At 70.5% G+C, this 17,925-nt stretch carries 21 protein-coding genes; 4 read left to right on the top strand and 17 right to left on the bottom strand.

The window, feature by feature from the left end:
- Positions 1-391: 391 nt before the first annotated feature.
- Complete coding sequence (locus tag ABZX90_RS20675; RefSeq protein ID WP_351123680.1) at positions 392-1,054, top strand: bifunctional DNA primase/polymerase; 663 nt, start codon at positions 392-394, stop codon at positions 1,052-1,054.
- Between the two features lie 147 nt (positions 1,055-1,201).
- Here the strand turns inward: ABZX90_RS20675 and ftsY are convergent, their stop codons facing one another.
- A complete protein-coding gene (gene ftsY / locus ABZX90_RS20670) occupies positions 1,202-2,404 on the bottom strand; it encodes a signal recognition particle-docking protein FtsY (protein WP_351123682.1) in 1,203 nt (400 codons plus the stop codon).
- A 354-nt stretch (positions 2,405-2,758) separates the two neighbouring features.
- Here ftsY and ABZX90_RS20665 point away from each other — a divergent pair, with 354 nt between their 5' ends.
- Positions 2,759-3,727 carry an LLM class flavin-dependent oxidoreductase gene (locus tag ABZX90_RS20665; RefSeq protein WP_351123685.1) on the top strand — a complete coding sequence of 323 codons (969 nt, stop codon included), beginning with the start codon at positions 2,759-2,761 and terminating at the stop codon, positions 3,725-3,727.
- Positions 3,728-3,858: 131 nt separating this feature from the next.
- Here the strand turns inward: ABZX90_RS20665 and ABZX90_RS20660 are convergent, their stop codons facing one another.
- Positions 3,859-5,277, bottom strand: a complete 1,419-nt coding sequence (locus tag ABZX90_RS20660; RefSeq protein WP_355206752.1) for a sugar porter family MFS transporter — start codon at positions 5,275-5,277, stop codon at positions 3,859-3,861.
- 503 nt (positions 5,278-5,780) lie between these two features.
- On the opposite strand from ABZX90_RS20660, the gene ABZX90_RS20655 reads away from it, so the two are divergent.
- Positions 5,781-6,122, top strand: a complete 342-nt coding sequence (locus ABZX90_RS20655; protein ID WP_351123690.1) for a DUF4326 domain-containing protein — start codon at positions 5,781-5,783, stop codon at positions 6,120-6,122.
- Positions 6,123-6,125: 3 nt separating this feature from the next.
- On the opposite strand, the gene ABZX90_RS20650 is transcribed toward ABZX90_RS20655, so the two are convergent.
- From ABZX90_RS20650 to ABZX90_RS20640, 3 genes are all read right to left on the bottom strand, one after another.
- Positions 6,126-9,800 carry an AAA family ATPase gene (locus ABZX90_RS20650; protein WP_351123692.1) on the bottom strand — a complete coding sequence of 1,225 codons (3,675 nt, stop codon included), beginning with the start codon at positions 9,798-9,800 and terminating at the stop codon, positions 6,126-6,128.
- A gap of 207 nt (positions 9,801-10,007) precedes the next feature.
- Positions 10,008-10,211 (bottom strand): hypothetical protein, encoded by a 204-nt coding sequence (locus tag ABZX90_RS20645; protein ID WP_028802434.1) that lies wholly within the window; start codon positions 10,209-10,211, stop codon positions 10,008-10,010.
- 381 nt (positions 10,212-10,592) lie between these two features.
- Positions 10,593-10,874, bottom strand: a complete 282-nt coding sequence (locus ABZX90_RS20640; protein ID WP_351123695.1) for an acylphosphatase — start codon at positions 10,872-10,874, stop codon at positions 10,593-10,595.
- Between the two features lie 153 nt (positions 10,875-11,027).
- Between ABZX90_RS20640 and ABZX90_RS20635 the strand changes: the two genes are divergently transcribed.
- On the top strand, positions 11,028-12,020 hold the full coding sequence (locus tag ABZX90_RS20635; RefSeq protein WP_355206747.1) for a CAP domain-containing protein: 993 nt from the start codon (positions 11,028-11,030) through the stop codon (positions 12,018-12,020).
- 20 nt (positions 12,021-12,040) lie between these two features.
- Here the strand turns inward: ABZX90_RS20635 and ABZX90_RS20630 are convergent, their stop codons facing one another.
- The 12 genes from ABZX90_RS20630 to ABZX90_RS20575 form a co-directional block, all read right to left on the bottom strand.
- Positions 12,041-13,282, bottom strand: a complete 1,242-nt coding sequence (locus tag ABZX90_RS20630; RefSeq protein WP_355206744.1) for a site-specific integrase — start codon at positions 13,280-13,282, stop codon at positions 12,041-12,043.
- Complete coding sequence (locus ABZX90_RS20625) at positions 13,282-13,479, bottom strand: helix-turn-helix domain-containing protein (protein WP_355206741.1); 198 nt, start codon at positions 13,477-13,479, stop codon at positions 13,282-13,284. The genes ABZX90_RS20630 and ABZX90_RS20625 overlap by 1 nt, the downstream gene beginning before the upstream one ends.
- Positions 13,476-14,876 (bottom strand): replication initiator protein RepSA, encoded by a 1,401-nt coding sequence (gene repSA, locus ABZX90_RS20620; RefSeq protein WP_355206738.1) that lies wholly within the window; start codon positions 14,874-14,876, stop codon positions 13,476-13,478. The genes ABZX90_RS20625 and repSA overlap by 4 nt, the downstream gene beginning before the upstream one ends.
- A complete protein-coding gene (locus ABZX90_RS20615; RefSeq protein WP_355206735.1) occupies positions 14,873-15,565 on the bottom strand; it encodes a DNA methylase in 693 nt (230 codons plus the stop codon). The genes repSA and ABZX90_RS20615 overlap by 4 nt, the downstream gene beginning before the upstream one ends.
- Positions 15,565-15,801: a hypothetical protein gene (locus ABZX90_RS20610; protein WP_355206732.1), complete on the bottom strand. Its 237-nt coding sequence runs from the start codon at positions 15,799-15,801 to the stop codon at positions 15,565-15,567. The genes ABZX90_RS20615 and ABZX90_RS20610 overlap by 1 nt, the downstream gene beginning before the upstream one ends.
- Before the next feature lie 5 nt (positions 15,802-15,806).
- Entirely contained in the window at positions 15,807-15,989 is a 183-nt protein-coding gene (locus ABZX90_RS20605) for a hypothetical protein (protein WP_355206729.1), read from the bottom strand.
- Between the two features lie 91 nt (positions 15,990-16,080).
- Complete coding sequence (locus ABZX90_RS20600) at positions 16,081-16,317, bottom strand: hypothetical protein (protein ID WP_355206726.1); 237 nt, start codon at positions 16,315-16,317, stop codon at positions 16,081-16,083.
- 1 nt (position 16,318) lies between these two features.
- Complete coding sequence (locus ABZX90_RS20595) at positions 16,319-16,621, bottom strand: SpdD protein (RefSeq protein WP_355206723.1); 303 nt, start codon at positions 16,619-16,621, stop codon at positions 16,319-16,321.
- A 24-nt stretch (positions 16,622-16,645) separates the two neighbouring features.
- Positions 16,646-16,801, bottom strand: a complete 156-nt coding sequence (locus ABZX90_RS20590) for a hypothetical protein (protein ID WP_355206720.1) — start codon at positions 16,799-16,801, stop codon at positions 16,646-16,648.
- A gap of 13 nt (positions 16,802-16,814) precedes the next feature.
- Positions 16,815-17,003, bottom strand: coding sequence for a mobile element transfer protein (locus ABZX90_RS20585; protein WP_355206717.1), 189 nt, complete (start codon positions 17,001-17,003; stop codon positions 16,815-16,817).
- A gap of 15 nt (positions 17,004-17,018) precedes the next feature.
- Positions 17,019-17,672: a DUF2637 domain-containing protein gene (locus ABZX90_RS20580; RefSeq protein WP_355206714.1), complete on the bottom strand. Its 654-nt coding sequence runs from the start codon at positions 17,670-17,672 to the stop codon at positions 17,019-17,021.
- Positions 17,673-17,745: 73 nt separating this feature from the next.
- Positions 17,746-17,925 carry a hypothetical protein gene (locus ABZX90_RS20575; RefSeq protein ID WP_355206711.1) on the bottom strand — a complete coding sequence of 60 codons (180 nt, stop codon included), beginning with the start codon at positions 17,923-17,925 and terminating at the stop codon, positions 17,746-17,748.

The raw sequence follows: 17,925 nt of genomic DNA, 5'->3' as shown, positions 1-17,925 counted from the left end.
GAATGCCGGTAAATACGGCCGCGCGTCCGGCAGTTCTCACCCTTCGAACGGTAAGCCGACTTGCCCTTGGCATACCCACGAGTGCATACGTCCCCAGGACTCGTGCACTCAAAGTAATCCTACGATCACGCGTCCAGCCATGGCGATCCGTGAAACGCCACCATTCGCCACCCCTTCGAATGAACTCCGGGCGCCCTGCTCGCGATTGACTTGACACTAGAAGGCCGGGGGTGGGCGGAGCGGTGTACGCCGGGGCGCACGGAGCCGAGCGCACCACCTGGTGCACCACAAGGCGCTGCCTGAACGGCGCGATACGGGGCAGCCAGGAACAGAGGGTGACAATCCGGTTCCATCACGTAACCACCGGCGCATCGGACCCGTTGGAGGGGGCATGGGCTTCACGATCGGCAGCAGTCGGGCGATGCGCGACATCCGGACCGGCACTCGTCGCCGCGGCCGCTCGTCGGAGAGCACCGCCGTCGCGGAATTCACCGGACTCTGGGGGTGGGACGTGGTCCCGGGCGCCCGGGCCGCCGCAGGGGTGTGTTCGTGCGGCAGGGCCGACTGTGCGGCGCCGGGTGCGCACCCCCTGAGCTTCGCCCCGACCATCCCGGCCGGCGCGACACTGAACGAGGCGACCGGTACCTGGGCCGAGTTCCCGGGTGCCGCGGTGATGCTGCCGGTCGGCGGGGCGTTCGACGTCATCGAGGTGGCCGAGCCGGCGGGGCGCCGCGCGCTCGCCCGCCTGGAGCGCATGGGTCTCCCCCTCGGTCCGGTCACAGCCGGCGCGGACGGCCGCGCCCACTTCTTCGTCTCCCCCGGCTCCGCCGCCGAGCTTCCCGAGCTTCTCTACCGGATGGGCTGGGACGACGCCTCCCTCGACCTGCACGGCCTGGGGCCCGGTTCGTTCATCACGGCCCCGCCCTCCGACCGCGCGGGACTCGGCCCGGTCCGCTGGCTGCGCTCCCCCGCACTCGACTCCGCCACGAAGCCGCCTCCGGCCCGGCTGCTGCTGGGCACCCTCGCCTACGTGGCACACCGCTCACGGGCCTGAGCGTGCCCGCACCGGCCCGGCCGTCGCCTCAGATCGATGGCGCCGGCGCCTTCGACGGGCCCGGTCCCGGAACGACGAAGCGCCCGTCCCCCGACAGTGTCGTGGGGGCGGGCGCTTCTTCGGGCACCTACGCGTTCACGCGGGTGCTCACTCTCCGATAAGGGCGTCAACGAACGCCTCCGGCTCGAAGGGCGCCAGGTCGTCCGCGCCCTCCCCGAGCCCGACCAGCTTGACGGGGACACCCAGCTCGCGCTGCACGGCGATGACGATGCCGCCCTTCGCCGTGCCGTCGAGCTTGGTCAGCACGATGCCGGTGATCTCCACGACCTCGGCGAACACACGCGCCTGGACCAGACCGTTCTGGCCGGTGGTCGCGTCGAGGACGAGCAGCACCTCGTCAAGCGGCGCGTGCTTCTCGACGACGCGCTTGACCTTGCCGAGCTCGTCCATGAGGCCGGTCTTGGTGTGCAGCCGGCCCGCGGTGTCGATGAGGACGACGTCCGCCCCCTCCTCGATGCCCTCCTTGACCGCGTCGAAGGCGATCGAGGCGGGGTCGCCGCCCTCGGGACCGCGGACGGTGCGGGCGCCCACGCGCTCGCCCCAGGTCTGCAGCTGGTCGGCGGCGGCGGCTCGGAAGGTGTCGGCGGCGCCGAGCACGACGTTCTTCCCGTCGGCGACGAGCACACGCGCGAGCTTGCCGGTGGTGGTGGTCTTGCCGGTGCCGTTGACGCCGACGACCATCACGATGCCCGGGGTGTCGAGGTTCGAGTCGGTCTTGACCTCGCGGTCGAACTCCGGGACGAGCAGCAGGAGCAGCTCCTCGCGCAGCAGGCCGCGCAGCTCGTCCGGCGTCCGGGTGCCGAGCACCTTCACGCGCTCGCGCAGCCGCTCGACCAGTTCCTGGGTGGGCTGCACACCGACGTCGGCGACGAGCAGCGTGTCCTCGATCTCCTCCCAGGTGTCCTCGTCGAGGTGCTCGCGCGAGAGCAGCGTGAGCAGCCCCTTGCCGAGCGCGTTCTGCGAGCGGGAGAGCCGGGTGCGCAGGCGCACCAGGCGGCCCGCGGTCGGTTCCGGGATCTCGATCGCGGGGACGGCCGGAGGTTCCTCGACGACGACCGACGTGGCGGCCGAGCCGTCGGGGAGATCCACCTCCTCCAGGGTGCGGCGCGGTTCTTCGCGCGGCTCCTCGGCCTCGTCGCCGACATGCGGTTCGGCCGGAGGGGCGGTGATGTCGGGGGCGGCGGGGGGCGGCGGGGGCAGCTGCTTCCGCTTGCGACTGCCGACGACGAGCCCACCGAGCGCGCCGATCACCACCACGGCGATGACTACAGCAAGGATGATGGTTTCCATAACGCGTCCAGTATGCGTGACCCCGCGTCCGGCCAGCCGTTGGCCGTGCGGGGGCCGCGTGCCCCGCGGGCCGGGCCGGTCCGGTCCGCCGGTCGGCCGCGCGTCGGCGGGAAACCTCGACGGCGGAGTCACCACGCTTCCCGGTGTCACTCAAGGGGTGCGCGGGTGTGCGCGCAGCGTACCCAGGGTGCGGCACGGCTCCTACCGTGGACCGTGCCGCGCCCTCGCCGCCCTGTGGTGCCCCCCGGGCCCGCGGTGGCGCCCCTGGCACGGCCCGCGAAAGGTTCCGCGACTATGGATGTCTGACGCACCGTCAGCTACCGTCCCCCTCCACACACGAAGGGGGGGCTCCCCATGCCCGTAACGGTCGTGCGCTTCAACCTCGTCGAACCCGACGCCACCCCCGCCTCGCTGAGTGCCCGCTACCAGGCGGCCGTCGAGATGGCCACGTACGCCGACGACCGCGGGATCACCACCGTGCAGACCGAGGAACACCACGGCGTCGCCAACAACTGGCTGCCCTCGCCGTTCGCGTTCGCGGGCGCGGTCTTCGGGGCGACCCGGCATCTCGCGGTCACCGTCTCGGCCGTCATCGGCCCGCTGCACGACCCGCTGCGCCTCGCCGAGGACATCGCCGTACTCGACCTGCTGAGCGGCGGGCGGCTGGTGACCGTGGCCGGCATCGGCTACCGGCCCGAGGAGTACGCGCTGTTCGACGTCGACTGGAAGCGGCGCGGCAAGCTCCAGGACGAGCTGCTGGAGACGGTGCTGAAGGCGTGGACCGGCGAGGAGTTCACCTACCGGGGCCGCACGGTACGGGTCACCCCGCGTCCGTTCTCGGATCCGCACCCCCTGCTGCTGGTGGGCGGTTCCTCCAGGGCGGCGGCCCGGCGCGCCGCCCGGCTCGGGCTGCCGTTCTTCCCGAGCGCGCACCTGCCCGAGCTGGAGGCCTACTACAAGGAGCGGCTCATCGAGTACGGCACCGAGGGCTGGACCATGATGCCCGGCGCCGAGACGCCGCTGCTGCACATCGCCGAGGACCCGGACCGGGCCTGGGCCGAGTACGGCTCCCACTTCCTGCACGAGGCGCGGACGTACGCCTCCTGGCAGTCCGGCGAGATCCGCTCGGCGGTGAAATCGGCGGCCACCACGGTCGAGGAGCTGCGTGCCGAGGGCGTCTACCGCATCCTCACGCCGGACCAGTGCGTGGCGCAGGGCCTCGAGAACCTCGTCCTGCATCCGTTGTCCGGCGGGATGCCCGTCGACGAGGGCTGGCGCAGCCTGCAGCTGTTCTGCGAAAGCGTGCTGCCCCGGCTCGAATGACCTCACGGTCCGAGCCGGGGCAGCACGCCCTCTTGACGAGTACGGGGAGAGGGGCAGCGGGGACTTGGCCCTTCTCCCCGAGTTCCGGGGAGCCACCGGGGCCCGCGAGGAGCCACCGGTGACGCGGAGGGCTAGCCCATCTCCTCCAGGGTCTTGCCCTTCGTCTCCTTGACGAACTTGAGCACGAACGGGATGGAGAGCACCGCGAAGCACGTGTAGATCACGTAGGTGGCGGAGAGGTTCCAGTCGGCCAGGGACGGGAAGCTCGCGGTGATGGCCCAGTTGGCCATCCACTGCGCGGAGGCGGCGACACCGAGTGCGGCGGCGCGGATCCGGTTCGGGAACATCTCGCCGAGGAAGACCCAGACCACGACACCCCAGGAGAGGGCGAAGAAGAGGACGAAGACGTGGGCGGCGATCAGGGCGACCCAGCCCTGAGTGGCCGGCAGCTTGCCGTCGACCAGGTCGAAGGAGAAGGCCCAGGCCTCCAGACCGAGACCGATGGCCATACCCACCGAGCCGATGAGGGCGAGCGGCTTACGGCCGATCCGGTCCACGAAGATCATGGCGATCACGGTGCCGATGATGTTGATGATCGACGTCGTGAACGAGTAGAAGAACGAGTCCGCCGGGTCGACGCCGACCGACTGCCACAGCGTCGAGGAGTAGTAGAACGCAACGTTGATGCCGACGAACTGCTGGAAGACCGAGAGGCCGATACCGATCCAGACGATCGGCTTGAAGAAGACGGTGCCGCCGAGCAGGTCCTTGAAGGTCGACTTGTGCTCACGCTTCATGGCGTGCTCGATCTCGGCGACGCGGGCGTCCAGGTCGATCTTGTCGCCCTCGACCTCCTTGAGCACCTCGCGGGCGCGCTCCCTGCGGCCGACCTCGAGGAGGAAGCGCGGCGACTCGGGGATGGCGAAGGAGAGCAGACCGTAGAGAACGGCCGGGATGACCATGACGCCGAGCATGACCTGCCAGGCTTCCAGGCCCATCAGCTCGCCGCGCTGGTCGCCGTCGGCGGCGTTCAGGATGCCCCAGTTGACGAGCTGCGAGATGGCGATGCCGACGACGATCGCGGCCTGCTGGAAGGAGCCGAGCCGTCCGCGGTACGCGGCCGGGGAGACCTCGGCGATGTAGGCGGGGCCGATGACGGAGGCCATGCCGATGGCGAATCCGCCGATGATGCGCCAGAAGGCGAGGTCCCACAGCGCGAAGGGCAGCGCCGAGCCGACGGCGCTGATGGTGAAGAGGACCGCGGAGATCTGCATGCAGCGGATGCGTCCGATGCGGTCGGCCATGCGACCGGCGACCGCGGCACCGACCGCACAGCCGATCAGCGCGATGGCGATGACCTGGGCCAGGGCCGCGGAGCCGATGTCGTAGCGGCTTCGGATCGCCTCGACAGCGCCGTTGATCACGGCACTGTCGTAGCCGAACAGGAAACCGCCCATGGCGGCCGCCGCCGCGATGAAGATGACGTGCCCGAGATGTTCGGGGTGAGCCGACCTGGCTTCTGACTTAGGTGCCTGCGCTGCGCTGGTCACGTAAAACTCCTCGGGCCACCGGCCTCGCTGCCGGAGGTGGGGGGGGCGAAACCCTTCGCTGGTGCTATCAGTGGCGCATACGTCCGCGCCGCCCACCACCTGAAGGTAAAAGCAACGTCGCAGAGACTATGCCTTCAACTTTCGAAGTCAAACTTCGATTGTTATGGGGTTCTGCGCCTGATGTGGCGAGCTTGTGTTCAAAGCTTGAACATCCTATGCCCGGATGGCCCACCAAAAGCCACGGTGGGCCCGGGTCCCGTCGTCGCTCCGCCGCGTCGACACAGCGGAATCCGCAGCGTGTTGACGTGCTCGTGGCCGACCGCGCGGTCGATCGAGCCCGTCGGGAGGCCCGGCGCGGGCGGCAGCCGCGAGGGCTGTTCCGGCGCGCGGCTCCTGGGCGAAGGGGGCGGGTGTGACAGGCGGAACACGACGGACGGCCCGCAGGGGCGCGCTGCCGCCGCGTTCGCGTTGCCGGGAGGGGCGCGAGGGGCGAGGATCCGACCATGCCGCCCACGACGGTCGTCAATCTCAAGGGTCATCGCGACGATCCCGCGTATGCCGATGTGGTGTACGTCGGCCGCGCCATGCACCGGGGCGGCTGGCGGCTGGCCGGCTCCCCGCTGGCGAGCCCCTTCCGCCCGGGCCACGACGGCACCCGGGAGGAGGTCGTCGAGATGTACCGCGCGTACCTGCTGGCGCGTCCCGAGCTGCTGGCCGAGCTCCCCGCGCTGCGCGGCCACCGGCTCGGCTGCTGGTGCGTCCCCGAGCGCTGCCACGCGGAGGTGATCGCCGAACTCGCCGACGAGGGCGTGGGCGAGGACCTCACGGAGCCGGACGGGCCGTAGGGATCACCGCAGGCGCTGGCTGATGACCTTCGAGACGCCGTCGCCCTGCATGGAGACGCCGTACAGCGCGTCGGCGACCTCCATCGTGCGCTTCTGGTGCGTGATCACGATCAGCTGGGAGGCCTCCTGCAGCTCCTGCATGATCCTGATCAGCCGCTGGAGGTTGGTGTCGTCGAGCGCCGCCTCGACCTCGTCCATCACGTAGAACGGGCTGGGGCGCGCCTTGAAGATCGACACGAGCAGCGCGACGGCCGTCAGCGACCGCTCGCCGCCGGAGAGCAGGCTGAGCCGCTTGACCTTCTTGCCCGGCGGCCTGGCCTCCACGTCGACACCCGTGGTGAGCATGTTGTCGGGATCGGTCAGGATGAGCCGCCCGTCCCCGCCCGGGAACAGCCGGCTGAAGACGCCTTCGAACTCGCGGGCCGTGTCCCGGTACGCCTCGGTGAAGACCTGCTCGACGCGCTCGTCGACCTCTTTGATCACCTGGAGGAGGTCGGTGCGCGTCTTCTTGAGGTCCTCCAGCTGCTCGCTGAGGAACTTGTGGCGCTCCTCCAGCGCGGCGAACTCCTCCAGGGCGAGCGGATTGACCTTGCCGAGCTGCTGGTACGCCCGCTCGGCCGACTTGAGCCGCTTCTCCTGCTCGGCGCGGTGGAACCGCCGGGGCTGGTTGCGCGGATGCTCCGGGTCCTCGGGCAGTTCCTCGCCCTCGGCGGGCAGCGACGGCGGTACGAGCTGATCGGGGCCGTAGTCCGCGACGAGTCCCGCCGGTTCGACGCCGAGTTCGTCCAGCGCCTTCGCCTCCAGCTGCTCTATGCGCATCCTCTTCTCCGCGCCGAGCACCTCGCCCCGGTGCACCGAGTCCGTGAGTTTGTCGAGCTCCGCCTTGAGGTCGCGGCCCTGGCTCCGCGCGGCGACGAGTTCCTGCTCACGGCGGGCCTTGGCGCTGTCGGCGGCGGTGCGCTCCTCCTCGGCACGGGCGAGCGAGACCTCGACGTGCGCGAGGAGCTGCCGCGCGCCGGAGGCGACGGCCTCGGCGACGGCCGCCTCGTGGCGCAGCCGGGCCCGGCGCTGTTCGGCACGCGCGCGTGCCTCGCGTTCGGCGCGGGCGGCCCGGTCGAGCGAGTCGGCCCGTCCGGCGAGTCCCTTGACCCGCTCCTCGTGCGTACGCACCTGGAGCCGGGCCTCCATCTCCGTCTGGCGCGCGTTGGCTCCGTCGGCGGCGAGCCGGTCCCGTACCGAGGTGTCGGGTTCCTCCTCGACGGGCATCTCCTCGGCCACGGCGAGCCGTTCGGCCAGTTCCTCGGCCTCGTCCACGGCCCGGTCGAGCGCGTCCTGGGCGCGGGCGGCGGCCGCGGTGCTCCGCTCCGCCTCGCCCGCGGCGCCGCGCGCCTGCCCGGCCAGCCGTCCGAGCTGCTGCGCGACCGACGACTTCTCCCGCTCGGCGGCCCGCCGTCGCTCCCCCAGTTCCTCGACGAACGCGGCCCGCTCCTTGCGCAGCTCGGTCGCCAGCCGCTGCGCCTCGGTCAACTCGTCGCAGCGTACGGCGAGTTCCTCGAGCTCGGCTGCCGCTTCGTCCACGGAGGCCTGTACTTCGAGCAGACTGGGCGCCCCGGCGGACCCGCCGTGCGCGAAGTGCGCCCCGAGCAGGTCGCCCTCGGCGGTCACCGCGGTGAGTCCGGGCCGCGCGTAGACGAGATCCTCGGCGTCCTCAAGGGTCCCGACGACGACGATCCCGCGCAGCAGCCGCCGTACGGCGGGCATCAGCTCGGCGGGACCCCGGACGAGATCGGCGGCGTACGGCGTCCCGTCACTCCGCCCCTCGTCCAGGTCCCGGTCACGGTCAATGTCCCGATCACTGTTCCGGTCCCGATCATTGTCCCGGTCCCGGTCCCGGTCATGAAGGGGTACGTCGCTGGGGGCGTCGCCCGCCTGGCCCGCACCGGCGCGGGGCTCCTCGGGCGCTCCGGCGAGCAGCAGGGCCGCCCGGCCCGCGTCCTGCTTGCGCAGCAGGCGGATGGCCTCGGCCGCCGAGGCGGGCGTGGTGACCGCGATGGCGTCCGCGGCCGCGCCGAACGCGGCGGCGAGCGCGACCTCGAAGCCGGGGGTGACCGACAGCAGTCCGGCGGCGGGACCGAGCACTCCGGTGAGCCGGTCCTGGGCGCCGAGCAGGGCGCCCGTGCCGTCCTTGCGCCGCAGGCCGAGCGCCAGGGCCTCGTGGCGGGCCTGGGTCGCTGCCCGCCTGCGTTCGGCCGAGGTGGCCGCCTCGCGGGCCGCGGTCAGCGCGGCCTCGGCGTCGGACAGGGCCCGCTTGGCCGCCTCGTGCTGTTCGGCGAGGTCGGCGTCGCCCGCGTCGAGGCCGTCGACCTCGGCCTTCAGCTGCTCGTACTCCTCCTGGGCCGTGACCGCGCGTTCCTGGGCCTCGTCGCGGGAGGCGGCGAGCCGGTCGATCTCGGCCTGGGCGGAGGCGGCGCGCGAACGGGCGGCGTTGACCTGGCCGTTGAGGCGGGCGAGTCCCTCGCGGCGGTCGGCGATGGCGCGGGCCACGTCCTTGAGGCGGCGCTCCTCGACGGTGAGCTCGCGCTCCAGCTCGGCGCGGTGCGCGACGGTGTCCTCCAGGGCCCGCTCGGCCGCCTCCAGGGCCGCTTCGAGTTCGGCCTCCTGCTCACGGATCCGGGCGGCCTCGCGCTCCATGTCCTCGGGGTCGCGTCCGCGCCGTTCCTCGGCGGGCAGTGAGGTGGCGCTCTTCACCCGCGCGTCGGCCAGCGAGATCGTGCCGCGCACCCGTTCGGCGAGCTGGGAGAGTTCGTACCAGGTCTGCTGTGCGCGCTGCAGGCGCGGAGCCAGCTGCCGTACCTCGTCCTCAAGCAGTGCCTCCCGCTGGAGCGCCTTCTTGAGTTCGGACTCGGCGGATTCCTTGCGCTCCTTGAGCGCGGCCTCGTCGGCGATCTCGGACTGGAGTGCCCCTCGCAGTCGTACGAGGTCGTCGGCGAGCAGGCGCAGCCGGGCGTCGCGCAGGTCGGCCTGGATGACGGCGGCGCGGCGTGCAACGGCGGCCTGCCGGCCGAGCGGCTTCAGCTGGCGCCGCAGTTCGTCGGTGAGGTCCTGGACGCGGGCGAGGTTCGCCTTCATCGCGTCGAGCTTCCGCAGCGCCTTCTCCTTGCGCTTGCGGTGTTTGAGGACGCCGGCCGCCTCCTCGATGAAGGCGCGGCGGCCCATCGGGTCGGCGTGCAGGACGGAGTCGAGCTGGCCCTGTCCGACGATGACGTGCATCTCGCGGCCGATGCCGGAGTCGGACAACAGTTCCTGGATGTCCAGCAGTCGGCAGGTGTCGCCGTTGATCTGGTACTCGCTGCCGCCGTTGCGGAACATGATCCGCGTGATGGTGACCTCGGCGTACTCGATGGGCAGGGCGCCGTCGGAGTTGTCGATGGTGAGGGAGACCTCGGCACGGCCGAGCGGCGGGCGCCCGGTGGTGCCGGCGAAGATGACGTCCTCCATCTTGCCGCCGCGCAGCGACTTGGCCCCCTGCTCGCCCATGACCCAGCTGAGCGCGTCCACGACGTTGGACTTGCCCGAGCCGTTGGGGCCCACGACACAGGTGATGCCCGGCTCGAACCGCAGCGTGGTCGCCGAGGCGAACGACTTGAACCCGCGCAGGGTCAGGGCCTTGAGGTGCACGCCGCTGGACTCTACCTTTCGGGCCGGTCTCACTCCATGAACGCGCGGTTTCGCCCATGAACGCGCAGGGCACACCAGACGTTAAAGAGGGGGAAGGGTGCTCGGGGGAAAGAAAGAAGGGACGCCTAAGGGCGTCCCTTGCAAATCTGACAACTTAGCGGTTGATTCGGGCTGCCCAACCACTGCTGTCGTGGTGCGGTGCAGTGATCAGGTGAGCGCAGGCTCCGCCTGGGGTACGTCGATGCTCTCGAGAAGCGAGTCGTGAGAAGCGGCAGCCGCGAGCGCGTCGTTCTCGGCCTGAATCCGTACGAGCTCGGATTCGAGGTCCTGTACGCGCTGCTGGAGCCGTCGCATCTCGGCAATGAGTCGCGGATCGGAACCGCCGACGTAACCGAGAAGCGCCTTTGCCATGATGGATGGTCCTCCACACTGAGTGACCGACCGAAGCGGTGTGGGTCGTGAGGGAATCGCACCCGCGATGCTTGACACTGCTGATGTCCTGCTGCCGTTCCACATGCCAAACAGCTAGGGTGCGCGGGGCTTTCAGCGTCTCACCAAAAAGTTTGACGGTCAACACGATCACGCCCCGTATCGGGGGGCAACCCACTGTCGCGCGGCTCCAGGGACGGCGGCGCTGCGACTCCTGCGGGACCCTCAGGGCGTCGAGATCATCGTTACCTCGGGAGCCTGCCACTTCGAGCCGTTCTTGGCAACCACCAGGCCGTTTCCGCTACTGAGGGATGCCGGTGGCATACGCCATGGCTTCGGCGCGGGACATCGCGGCCGTCATCGTCACCGGATGGCGAAGCCGTCGTAGATCCCCCGGGGCGTGTCCCAGATCTCAGTGACTCCGTCCACCCGCCCGGGCGTGTCGTGTCCCTGGAGCCAGTCGAGCAGACCCTGACAGCCGGCCCGGGGGCCCTCCGCGACCACCTGGACGCGTCCGTCGTCGAGATTGAGAGCAAAACCACTCAGCTCGCCGATCTCCAGCGCCTTGGCCCGCGTAAACCAGCGGAAACCCACACCTTGGACCCGTCCGCGCACCCAGACGACCAGCCGTACGACCTCGTTCATGGCTGCACGCTAACCGGACAATGTCTCGCGGAGCACATCCTCCCCTTGCGCCATGGGGTACCGTCCCGACCCAATGAGTCTCATTAGAAACTCACTCTTTCGGGTGAGGTTCATGTGAGGATCGCTGACTCAAGATCGAGGAAGGCCCAAGAGATGGGACGCCACCGACGCTCCGACGCCGGCCGCGCCGCCACAGGGCGCGCCACCGGAGTCACAGATACGAACGGGGCCCACACGGAAAGCTACGGCCCGGAGAACCTGTACGGCTACGCGGCCGTCGCCGATCTCCCGTCCGCGGCCTCCGCCCGCTCGCACCGCAAGAGGAAGGGTCCGAGCCCGGTCAAGACGGGACTGCTCGGCGTCTCAGCCGCCGTGGCCCTCGGCACCGTGGCCGTCGCGGCCGGTGTACTGCCCGGCAGCGACAACTACGCGCTCGGCGGTGGCAGCAGCAACTCCGACAACGTGCAGGCCGCGAGCTCGCCGTCCAGTCTGGAGACCCAGCAGGGCGGCACCTCGGGCAACGCGGACTCCCACGACGACGGCTCGGCGACGAGCCGGGACGCCGATCGCGCCGCGACCCCGCCGGCCGCCCCCTCGACCACGTCGCCGTCGGCCGCTCCGACCACGACGGAGCAGCCGAGCGCCGAGCCCACCAAGAACGACCAGAGCGACAAGAACGACAAGAAGACGAAGGAGCCCAAGGCTCCGAAGCCTTCCAAGACCGCCACCAAGGCGCCGAAGACCGACACCCCGGTGACCGTGTCCGCGGAGGCCGCCGCCGAGGCCGAGGTGCTCAAGCTCGTCAACGACGAGCGGGCCAAGGTGGGTTGCAGCCCGGTGGCCGCGAACAGCGCCCTGTCGGACCTTGCTCAGACCTTCAGCGAGGACATGGCGGCGCGGGACTTCTTCGACCACACCGACCCGAGCGGGCTCAGCCCCTGGGACCGTGCGGCGAAGGACGGGATCACCAGCCTCGGCGGCGAGAACATAGCCCGCGGTCAGGCCGACGCGGCAGCCGTCATGGAAGCCTGGATGAACAGCCCCGGCCACAAGGCCAACATCCTGAACTGCGACTTCAAGACCCTCGGCGTCGGAGCCCACTTCGGCACGGGCGGCCCTTGGTGGACGCAGGACTTCGGCTACTGAGGTAACCGCAGGTCAGAGGGCTAGGCGCCTTCCTGGGCCGTGTCCGGGCCGTCCTCCGTGGGTTCTTCATCGCTGAAGACACCGTCCACGGCGGCCCGGGTCCGAGTCCCGCTCGACGGCATCAGATGCGTGTACGTCCGCAGCGTGAAGCCGGGGTCGTGGTGACCCAGATACTCACTGACAGCCTTGATGCTCTCCCCCGCGTCCAGCAGCACCGAGGCGTAGAAGTGCCTCAGCGCGTGCATGCCGTTGTCCCGCCCGGTCTCGACGCCCGCGGCTCGAAGCGCCGGCCGCCACTCGCGGTCGTTGAAGCGGTTCCGGTCCAGCGATAACCCCATAGGCCCGGTGAAGATCAGCGATGCCGTGACGGGCGGACCGTCGAGGGTCTTCCAGGGCAGCGTGATCCTGGTTGCCGGGTACCGCTTGAGGTGCTTTGCCAGCGCGAAGGCGACAGACTCCGGCAGAGGCACGTCACGCTCCTTGCCACCCTTCGGCGGGGCGAACACCGGACGATGCAGCCTCAGTAACTTGACCTGCCGTACGACGTGCACCACTCCCCCGAGGAAGTCCACGTCCTCCACCGCCAGGCCGAACGCTTCACCCTGACGCAGGCCACATCCGGCCGCGATGTTGACGAGAGCCTGGTAGCGCTCCGGCAGCTCCGAACGCACGGCCCTGATCCTCTCGGCCGGCCACGGCTTGACCTTGCGCGGCTCCAGACGAGGAGCACGCACGGAACGAGCCCGGCACGGATTGACCCGGATGACCCGGTCCTCAACGGCAGCCGTGAAGACCGTCGAGACGTGCGCGAAGATCCCGCGTCGGTACCCGGCGGAAAGCCCACGGTCCTCCAGGGTCCGCAGCCAGAGCCGCAGGTGGGACGGGGTGAACGATCCCATCGGGCGCGTGCCCAGGTACGGGATGGCATGCAGCCGCAAGCGACTCTCCACGGACTCACGGGTCAGCGGGTCCGTGATCTGCGTGGTCATCCACTGCCTTGCGTACTGCTCGAACGTGACGTTGCCGGCGTCGGGAGCGACATAATCACCGCGCGACATGTCAGCTTCGATGTTGGCCAGCCACTGCTCAGCCTTGCGCTTCTGCTTGTCGGGGAAGCTCTTCGACTTCTCGGACCCGTCCGGGCCGACGTAGCGGGCCCGATAGCGCAGCCCGACGCCGTAGCGCTCGGTCTTCGTCCTACGAGCCTTGCCGTCGGCACCGGGCTCGGTCTTGTACCAGCGGTCTTGGATGTGCCCGGCCATCAGGCGGCCCTTTCTCTCAGGGAGTCGACCCAGGCGCGTACGTCCTGGGGGTCAAAGCGAAGGTGCCGACCAACACGGAAGCCGCGAGGCCCGGTGCCCTTACGGCGCCACTGGTAGACGGTCTCGACACTGGGCAGACGCAGCAGAATCACCAGGTCTTCGGGGGTCAGGTACTGGTCAGGAAGAGACCGGATCACGCGTGTACCTCCCAGTCCTCTTGATCTGGCAACTCGGCCAGTGCTTCGCGTGCGGTTTCGCGGTTGAGCTGGATGTCCCGGCGGATGTTCGCGGCGAGCCAGGATTCGCCGGGGGTGTGGCCGTGGCCGGCGTAGGTCCAGTGGGCGAGCACGAGGGTGGTTGCCTCCGGGTTGTCGTCGGGGTCGGGCAGGCCGAGGGCGGCGCGTTGTTGGGCGGCGCGGTAGTCGGCTCTCACCTGGCGCAGCGCGCCGAGGGTGGTGGAGTAGCGGCGGGACTTGGTGGAGAAGTGGCCGCGGAAGCCGAGCATGTGTGCCCAGTCGCGGAGCTTCCGGCCGGGGTAGAGCGCGTGCAAGTCGAGGCAGGCTTCCATCAGCCGACGGGGGTGGTCGGGCGCGTCGAGGAGCACGAGGGCTTCCCTGTTGCCGACCCGGCGGTCCACAGCGCCCGTGCTCTCGGCCGCTTTCGTCGCGTACTTGGCGACGTAGGAGGCGACGGCCTGTTCCGTGATCTCTTCACCGTCCCCGAACGCGCTGATCGGCTGGACGTCGAGCTGTGTCCCCCAGTGCAGCGTCCGAGCCGGCTCGTCACCCGCGGCGGCGACGTCGACGGCGACGCGGGCAGCAGCGGCCCCGATCGCGTCGGTGAGCAGTCCGAGCGTGGCCCAGTGCGGGGGCGGTGTGTCGGGTCCCTCGGGTCCGTCGAAGCGGATCACCGCGTGGAAGTGGACCGCGCCGCGCTTCTGGTACTCGGCGACCTTGCCGAAGGAGACCCGGGACTGTTCGCGGGCATCCTTCTGCGTGAGCCCGGCGCGGGCGGCGATCTCCCGGCGGAGGTAGATCGAGAAGTAGCGCCACAGGTCGGATGCGTGGTTGTTCCACAGCACGGCGCCCGCGTAGTCGTACGTGTCGGGGTCGAGCGGGGTGCCGAGTTCGGGCGCGTCCTCGGGGTGGTGTTGTCCGCAGCGGCAGGGCCGGTTGCCGGGGCGGTTGTGGACGGAGCCGAAGCTCGGGGCGGTGAGCGTGGCGAAGACGCGGGGGTGTTCGCGCACGGTGTGCGGGGTGCCCTTGTCGGGGTCTCCGGTCAGGCCGGCGCGGATCAGGTGGTAGGTGTCGCCGGCGTAGGTCCAGGCGCAGGCCGGGCAGCGGGAGGCGCGGCGGTTGCCGCAGGCGATGCGGAGCATGCCGCCCGGCTCGTGCTCGGTCGTGTACGCGTGCAGGACGGTCTTGGTGGTCGGGTCGATGGTCTTGGTGGCGCCGGATAACCGGATGGGATCGGAGCATCCCCCAGTGCGGCGGATCTGTTCTTGCCAGCGGTCGAAGTCGGAGGAGCCGGCCACCCTCAGCACGTCGCCGAGGGTGGCCGCGTCCAAGCCCGCCGCGGTGGCGGGGTCGGTCACGCCAACACCTCCTGTCGGGCGGTCAGGAAGGCGGTGCCGATCCACCGCGTGTAGGCGGGCGGGATGGCCTCGGTCAGTTCCTCGTGGACGTCGGTCCAGGTGATGCCCATAGCGGCCTGCATCTCCGGCACGGTGGCCTTGCCGCCGCCCTTGCCGTACGCGGCGACATAGGGACCGTCGCGATAGACGCCGTGGCGGTGGCCGCGGACGTAGCCGTCGTGCTTGACGTGCACCGGCTTGACCGTGGACCAGTTGCCCAGCTCGAAGTTCCGGTGCCGGAAGACCTTCAGCCCGAACATCACGCCGCACAACGAGACGTCCTTGCGGATCCTCGCCCGGCCGTTCGGCTGCTCGATCACGTACGGAAGGCCGGTGCGGTCGAGGAGTTCGCGGGTCGGCGCCACAAGGTCTGTGTGCGAACCGCCCCAGCCCTGGGAGCGGTTGGTGCCCACGGTGAGGGCGCAGCCGGCCTGGCAGGGCGGGGAGGCGTGCACGAGGGTGTAGCGGTCGATGTCGCCGGTGGTGATCAGGTGGGCGAGGTATTCGAGCGCGTCGCCGCGGTGGTAGGGGAAGGGGTAGCGGGGGCGGTCGGCGATGTCGCAGCCGTCGACCTCGAACCCGGCGAGCCAATATCCCCAGCCGGCCCCGCCCGCGCAGGAGTACAGATCCAGGACACGAGGAGCGGTCATCAACGGCCCCCGCGGTGGGCCGGGCCGTGGTTGTCGGTGTAGTCGTTGACCAGGGCGGCTACGTCGCGGTGGCCAGTGGCGGTGTCGGACTGGCCGCAGCCGCCGCAGGTGTAGGAGCCGGTGGGGGTGGAGGCGGTGGTGTTCCACCAGCGGGCCGGGTCGTCGTGACTGCGGTAGAACGGTTCGGCAGCGACATGCAGACCGGGTGCGTTCTTGTCGGGGGTCAGGTCGGCCACGGCGCTCACCTCCCGGCCAGGGCGAGGGCTGCGCGGCGGACCGTGCGGCCGGTGCCCTTGCAGGCCGGGCAGGCGATGCGGAGGGTGGTGCGGGAGCCGTCGCGGTTGCGTCCGCCGGTGGTGATGGCGACGACGGGGAAGCCGTCGCAGTCGCGGCAGACGGGCGTGTTCGGGTGGTGCTGGGGCATGATGAGGCTTCCCTTTCGGGTCCGTTGGATCAGGAAGGTGGGCCGTCCGGGGCGGCGGATACTTGGCGGTTGAGGCCGCCCCGGACGGGTGTTACTTGCGGCGGTTGCGTCCGCGCGGGATGGGCGGGACGGAGTCGTAGGACTCCTGGCCGGCGCGGAAGGCGTTCAGGTCGGTCACGTCCTTGTCGGTGCCGATCTCGCGCATGATCCGGTTCATGGCCTTGGTGTCGCGGTGCCGGCGCGCGATGGCGTAGTCCCGGCCCAGTTCGACCAGATGGTCATTGCGAGCGGACTGCGCGGAGCTGTCCTTTCGGCTGAAGAGGCCCATGTCAGTGCTTCCTTTCCTGGTTGAGGATCGAGCGGAGGACGACCGCGCACACCGCCACGGACATGCCGGTGATGGCGACGGCGAGGAGCAGTGAGACCAGGACCGCGCCGACGACGAGGACCACGCCGCCTCCGGCTACCGCGAGGGCGACCGTGCTGCCGGGGGTGAGCTGAACGGTCGGCCGGTTCGAGACTTGCGCGAGCGGGGCGGGAGCCTGCGCAACGGGCACCGGGGCGCCGGCGCTCGGTGCGGTCGGGGCCGGGGCGGGCGGGGTGTCGGGGGTCGGGTACTTCGGGGTGAACACGGGCTTTCCCCTTTCGGGTTGGGGTTACTTGACGACGGTGGCGACGGTGGGGCCGAGGAAGCTGTCGGCGATGAGGTAGCCGCCGAGCAGGAGCACAGCCACGAGCCACCAGGGCGGGCGGACGAGCTTGACGCCGAGGGCACCGACGACGATCAGAGCGAGCCAGAGCGGAACGTCCATGGCGGGCGGTCTCCTATGCCTTGCAGCGGTGTGTGCGGGCGGCGAGTTCGGCGCCTGAACGGTCGTAGTAGTCGGCGGAGAAGCCGCAGCCGGGGGCGGAGCAGGCCGCCGTGTGCTTGTCCCGGCCGTGTCCGTCGAAGTACGTGGCGACCTGGACTGGGCCGATACGGATCAAGTCGCGAAAGCGCCGATGGGCGGGCATGACGGTCCCTTCGGGTCAGGTGAGTTGCAGTTCGGAGGTGATGGCGGCGGTCATTGGACCGGGCAGCCCGAGCCGAGCGGACAGTGCCTCCGCGGCCATCGGCGATCCGGTCGCAGCGCGGTGGCTGTCGGCGATCTTTCGGGCGTGGTCCAGGAGGGCGACCGGCACCGTCACCGCAGGAGCAGCAGGCACGGCGGCCGGTAGCTCCGGCGCCGCGGGCGGGGCCGGCTCGTCACGCCGTACGTCAACCTCCGGCGCGGCTGGTTCATCCACAGGCTGTGCGGAAACCGCGACCGGGGCCGGAGTGTCACTGGGTGCGTGGACGAGGAGGGTTCCGCCGAGGAAGGCGAGGGCGGGCCAGCCGGCGACGAGGATGCACAGCCAGGCCGGGACGTGGTCGAGGTCGAGGAGTCCGGCGGTGGCGATGTTCGCGCCGAGCGAGGCGAACAGGGCGATCACGAACCAGGTCCAGGCGGAGCGGTCCTTGCGCGCAGTCCGCAGCCGGCGCCATGCGGCGACGAGCAGCAGGTCGACGCTGACCGGGTAGGCCCAGGCTTTCCATCCGGACTGCCCGGCGGCCGAGGCGAGGTCGTGTAGGTGGGCGAAGGACAGCGCGCCGGCGATCACGGCCTGAACGAGCACGGCATCCGGTCGGATCGAGCGGGACATGTCTTCACCTCCTTCGCGGGAGTTGGGCCGGAGCGGGCGGGGAACGAGGTCCGCCCGCCCGGTCCCGGCGGGTTCATTCGGTGGCTTCTCCGGTGCCGAAGCAGGCCAGGCAGATCCCGGCCTGTTCGCCGACGGTGCGGTGCTTGCGGCCGACGCGGACCGTGCGGGCGACCTCTCCGGTGCCGTTGCAGGGCCCGCACTTCGGCGCAGCAGGCGCGGGGGCGGGGCGCGGGGGTGTCTTCTTGGTGGCCAT

Source organism: Streptomyces sp. NPDC002935 (assembly GCF_040611295.1).
In the GTDB taxonomy this organism is placed as follows: domain Bacteria; phylum Actinomycetota; class Actinomycetes; order Streptomycetales; family Streptomycetaceae; genus Streptomyces.
The sequence above is the reverse complement of the archived record's forward strand: the minus strand, read 5'-3'. Positions and strand labels throughout refer to the sequence as shown.

Bases quoted from the DNA above. Each gene is read 5' to 3' on its own strand.
- ABZX90_RS20635 (WP_355206747.1), top strand. From the start codon at position 11,028: ATGGGACGCCACCGACGCTCCGACGCCGGCCGCGCCGCCACAGGGCGC.
- ABZX90_RS20665 (WP_351123685.1), top strand. From the start codon at position 2,759: ATGCCCGTAACGGTCGTGCGCTTCAACCTCGTCGAACCCGACGCCACC.
- ABZX90_RS20575 (WP_355206711.1), bottom strand. From the start codon at position 17,925: ATGGCCACCAAGAAGACACCCCCGCGCCCCGCCCCCGCGCCTGCTGCG.
- ABZX90_RS20580 (WP_355206714.1), bottom strand. From the start codon at position 17,672: ATGTCCCGCTCGATCCGACCGGATGCCGTGCTCGTTCAGGCCGTGATC.
- ftsY (WP_351123682.1), bottom strand. From the start codon at position 2,404: ATGGAAACCATCATCCTTGCTGTAGTCATCGCCGTGGTGGTGATCGGC.
- ABZX90_RS20630 (WP_355206744.1), bottom strand. From the start codon at position 13,282: ATGGCCGGGCACATCCAAGACCGCTGGTACAAGACCGAGCCCGGTGCC.
- ABZX90_RS20585 (WP_355206717.1), bottom strand. From the start codon at position 17,003: ATGCCCGCCCATCGGCGCTTTCGCGACTTGATCCGTATCGGCCCAGTC.
- ABZX90_RS20605 (WP_355206729.1), bottom strand. From the start codon at position 15,989: ATGCCCCAGCACCACCCGAACACGCCCGTCTGCCGCGACTGCGACGGC.
- ABZX90_RS20675 (WP_351123680.1), top strand. From the start codon at position 392: ATGGGCTTCACGATCGGCAGCAGTCGGGCGATGCGCGACATCCGGACC.
- ABZX90_RS20640 (WP_351123695.1), bottom strand. From the start codon at position 10,874: ATGAACGAGGTCGTACGGCTGGTCGTCTGGGTGCGCGGACGGGTCCAA.
- ABZX90_RS20590 (WP_355206720.1), bottom strand. From the start codon at position 16,801: ATGGACGTTCCGCTCTGGCTCGCTCTGATCGTCGTCGGTGCCCTCGGC.
- ABZX90_RS20655 (WP_351123690.1), top strand. From the start codon at position 5,781: ATGCCGCCCACGACGGTCGTCAATCTCAAGGGTCATCGCGACGATCCC.
- ABZX90_RS20645 (WP_028802434.1), bottom strand. From the start codon at position 10,211: ATGGCAAAGGCGCTTCTCGGTTACGTCGGCGGTTCCGATCCGCGACTC.
- ABZX90_RS20615 (WP_355206735.1), bottom strand. From the start codon at position 15,565: ATGACCGCTCCTCGTGTCCTGGATCTGTACTCCTGCGCGGGCGGGGCC.
- ABZX90_RS20600 (WP_355206726.1), bottom strand. From the start codon at position 16,317: ATGGGCCTCTTCAGCCGAAAGGACAGCTCCGCGCAGTCCGCTCGCAAT.